The sequence below is a fragment of the Halanaerobium sp. genome (genome assembly GCF_003070835.1).
This window is the reverse complement of record NZ_QBLR01000325.1, coordinates 1-3,686: the sequence shown is the minus strand read 5'-3', so window position 1 is coordinate 3,686 and position 3,686 is coordinate 1. Positions and strand designations below refer to the sequence as shown.

The 3,686-nt window shown below is 29.2% G+C and carries 6 protein-coding genes; 4 read left to right on the top strand and 2 right to left on the bottom strand.

The window, feature by feature from the left end; genetic code table 11:
* On the top strand, positions 1-693 hold a 693-nt coding region (locus tag CI949_RS18355), incomplete at its 5' end, for a CBS domain-containing protein (protein ID WP_290769069.1).
* A gap of 82 nt (positions 694-775) precedes the next feature.
* On the opposite strand, the gene CI949_RS18350 is transcribed toward CI949_RS18355, so the two are convergent.
* Positions 776-1,015 carry an AbrB/MazE/SpoVT family DNA-binding domain-containing protein gene (locus CI949_RS18350; protein ID WP_089656106.1) on the bottom strand — a complete coding sequence of 80 codons (240 nt, stop codon included), beginning with the start codon at positions 1,013-1,015 and terminating at the stop codon, positions 776-778.
* A gap of 88 nt (positions 1,016-1,103) precedes the next feature.
* A complete protein-coding gene (locus tag CI949_RS18345) occupies positions 1,104-1,505 on the bottom strand; it encodes a hypothetical protein (protein ID WP_073159299.1) in 402 nt (133 codons plus the stop codon).
* Positions 1,506-1,721: 216 nt separating this feature from the next.
* On the opposite strand from CI949_RS18345, the gene CI949_RS18340 reads away from it, so the two are divergent.
* The 3 genes from CI949_RS18340 to CI949_RS18330 all read left to right on the top strand — a co-directional run.
* Positions 1,722-2,660, top strand: a complete 939-nt coding sequence (locus CI949_RS18340; RefSeq protein ID WP_073159297.1) for an Rpn family recombination-promoting nuclease/putative transposase — start codon at positions 1,722-1,724, stop codon at positions 2,658-2,660.
* A gap of 172 nt (positions 2,661-2,832) precedes the next feature.
* Entirely contained in the window at positions 2,833-3,156 is a 324-nt protein-coding gene (locus tag CI949_RS18335) for a nucleoside triphosphate pyrophosphohydrolase (RefSeq protein ID WP_089720183.1), read from the top strand.
* A gap of 21 nt (positions 3,157-3,177) precedes the next feature.
* The coding region (locus CI949_RS18330; protein WP_290769064.1) for a phospholipase D-like domain-containing protein at positions 3,178-3,686 on the top strand (509 nt) is incomplete at its 3' end.

The following is a 3,686-nucleotide window of genomic DNA, read 5'->3' as shown; positions in this document are numbered from 1 at the left end:
GATAAATTTATCGAAATGTTTAATGAACTCTATGAACATCTAAAAGAAGTTAATGACTGGGAGACTTCTTTTTACAGTCTGCTGTATAAAGGCCGAAAAAATGATTATATAATTAAAAAGTACAGAGATGAACTTGACACGGTAAGGAAAGTTAGAAACTCGATTGCCCACAACAATGAATATTATTTTTTACCCAGCAGCTCCTTATACACTTTATTAGAAGAAATTTTAGAAAAAGTAATAGATTCTCCTAAAATTATTGATTTTATTGATGATAATTTAATGGTAATAAAAGAGGATAACTCAATAATTAAAACAATAAAAGATATGAATAAATATGACTATACTCAAATTCCAGTAGTAGATCAAAAGGGAAAGTATATTGAATTACTGACCACAAATACGATCATTAGATGGATGGGAGATTTAAAGTCAGATCAAGGCGGTAATCTGATTATTGAAGATGCTCAGATAAAAGAAGTTGTAAAATATGCAGAAGAAGATGAAGTCTGCGAATTTATTTCAAAAGACAGCAAACTGGATATCTTAATTGATAAGCATGAGTCAATTATTAAAGCGGGAAATAAAATTGATGCTTTTTTGATAACTGAAAACGGGAAAAAAGAGGAAGTACTGCAGGGGATTATTACTGGCTGGGAAATACCAGAAATTTACAATAAGTTAAATATTTAATCTAATTTTTTTAAGACTTCAACTCTTCTTTTTGCTTCCAAATAAATCATTTTTTACAGAATTGATAATTTCAATTGTATAATCAGTCATCTAGATTAATCCCTTCTACTTCTGCAAAATCTCTTAGATTTTGTGTGTTTCCATCTTTATATTCTTTTTCTGCATAGGCAGCTAATTCTACCAGAGGATCTTCAATAGCTCGGGTTAATTCTATTTTGCTCGGGCTTAAATTTATAAAGAGAATATCACCTGCTTTAAGCGCTTCTTTAGGAATTGTGATCTTTCCTCTTGCATCTACTTTTACTACTAATTTATCACTCATTTTATCACCACCTTGAATTTTTGTGAGTTCTGTATGCAGGCTTTCTAAACTAGCAGCTGGGATTGTTAAAAAACATTATTGATTATTCTTAAAAAATAAATTTATATAAAATAAAGGAGCTTACTGCTATAAATAAAGCTGAAATTATATAAGTCGAATTCTCTTTTTCTACAAATATTCTGGTATCCCACCAGATTTTTGGCATTTTGATCAGATCACTGAAGGTCCAGACTTCTCTGCGGCCAATAGCAAGGGTGTATTTGCCCTGGTCCTGCTCAGCCTTAAAACTGGAATAATCAACATTATCTGCATTATCTAATTGATTGTAGGCGGCCCAGGAAATTTGATGATCCTCAACAAATATTGGCTCTGCTTTAGTTGCAGAATCAGAAGTATCTAATGGTATATGGGCCAGTGCAGTTGTTTTTATGATTAAGATAAATATCAGGATAATTATTACTACTGAAAATGAATTTAATATAATTCTCATTTTTATTAATCCCCCTTAATTTTGTTTTATATATCTAATTATACTGCTGAATTAAAATAATTAATAGGGCCTTTTGATTATTATCTGATATATTATGGTATATTATAACGAATAAATAAATTTTGCTATAATTTACAATTAATGGTATAATATTTATATTATCATTGAACTTGAGCTTTAAGTTATGGTAAAATATATTTAGAAGGGAAAATTGCCGTGCCTGAAAAATCAAATACACCTCATGATGATTTTTTTAAGAAAACTTTTGGCAGAGTAGATATCAGCAGAAATTTTTTACAGAGTTATCTACCGCAGAATTTGAGAGAATTTGTTGACTTCAGTGAACTTGATCCCAGACCAATTTCGTATACTGGAAAGAATAGTTATTACTCTGATTTATTATTTAAGTCAAAAATTGGAGATAAGAAATATGGAGTTTATTTTCTGTTTGAACACAAAAGTTATAATGATAAATGGTCAGTAATGCAGATTTTTAATTACTTGGCTAGAATCTGGATGCGCGAAAAACGAACTAAAAGAATAAAAAGCTTATCTTTTATTATTCCAATTTTATTTTACCACGGAGGTAACGGCAGTCTAGTAATAAAAAGTTTTGCAGAATATTTTGATCAAAATATGATAGAAAATTATGATTTAAACAAGTATCTTCCAGATTTCGAAACAGTATTTTATGATTTTTCCAATGATGCTAATTTAAATTTATTAGGAGATAGAAAAGTACGGTTGACTTTAAAATTCTTTAAGATTTCAAAGATAAAAGATATAAAAGTAGTTTATCAGGAAATAATCTCTTTTGTAATTAGTGAAAATGGTGTAGATAGGGATATTTTTTATCTAGGCTTAAATTATATTGCTGATAGTAGAGAGGAATTTAATTATTATATTTTAAATGAAAGACTAAAATATGAAGGCATGAAAAAGGAGGCTGATATTGTGATATCTGCAGCTGATAAATTAAGAACTAAGGAAGCAAAAAGGATTTTACTGAAACAGATAAATTTTAAGTTTGGTAATTTAGATCCTGAAACTATCTCTTTAATTAATAATGCTAAATTAGAGAAAATCGAAGAGTTGAGTGAAAAAATATTAACTGTTGATTCAGAAGAAGAATTTATTAATTATATTAAACACTAAAAATATTTAAAATACTATTTAAGCACCCTTCTCATTTGAGGAGGGTTTTTTCATTTATAGACAATCTTATTCAAAAAGTTATTATACTATCTTTTAATCATCATCAATAAAAAAGGAATAGATTTCTTTTTGAAGAATAATTATATTAGCAGAGATTTTAGGAGGTATAACCGTGGCAGAAGAAATTTTATATAATAAACTAATTAGAGATAAAATACCAGAAATCATTGAAAATGCAGGTAAGGAATACGAAATACATAGGGCTGATGAACAGGAATACATAGAAAAACTGCTGCTTAAAGTAGAAGAGGAATTAGCAGAATTTAAAGAAGAGCCTTCAATCGCAGAAATGGCAGATCTCTTTGAAGTACTGGATTCGGTAATAAATTATTATGATTTTGATAAACAGAAGATTAAAAATTATCAGAAGAAAAAAAGAAAAGAGCGAGGCGGTTTTAGAAAGCAGTTGATATTAGATAAGGTGATAGAAAAATAAATTAACCGAGCAGGTGGGAAAATGATTAATGCGGTAACCGGTAGAGATCAATATCTATATGACAGTTTAATCAAAGAATTAGAAAAAGCAGAAGAAATAAAAATCATTGTTTCATTTTTAAGAGAATCTGGGGCTCACCTTCTGGCAGGGCCCTTAAAAAAAGCAGCTCTAAAAAATGGAGCTAATATTAAAATCCTTACTTCGAGATATTTAAACATAACTGAACCATCAGCTCTCTATCTTTTAAAAGATAAACTGGGAGATCTGGCAGAACTTAAGTTTTTTGCTGATCAGGAAAGGGATTCTCAGGATATTTCTTTTCACCCCAAGGCCTATTTTTTTAAAAATAAAAGTGAAGAAATTATATTTATTGGGTCCTCAAATATTTCTTATTCTGCCCTTCACGGTGGAATTGAGTGGAACTACCGACTGGAAAGAAAAAAAGATGAGGAGGCTTTTAAGGAGTTTACAGAGAAATTTAATGACCTCTATAATAACTATTCAGTAGAAATTACAGATCAGCTTTTAAA

What these genes read in the sequence shown, in the direction of transcription:
- CI949_RS18345 (WP_073159299.1), bottom strand. Translation starts at nt 1,505, where the DNA reads ATGAGAATTATATTAAATTCATTTTCAGTAGTAATAATTATCCTGATA.
- CI949_RS18350 (WP_089656106.1), bottom strand. Translation starts at nt 1,015, where the DNA reads ATGAGTGATAAATTAGTAGTAAAAGTAGATGCAAGAGGAAAGATCACA.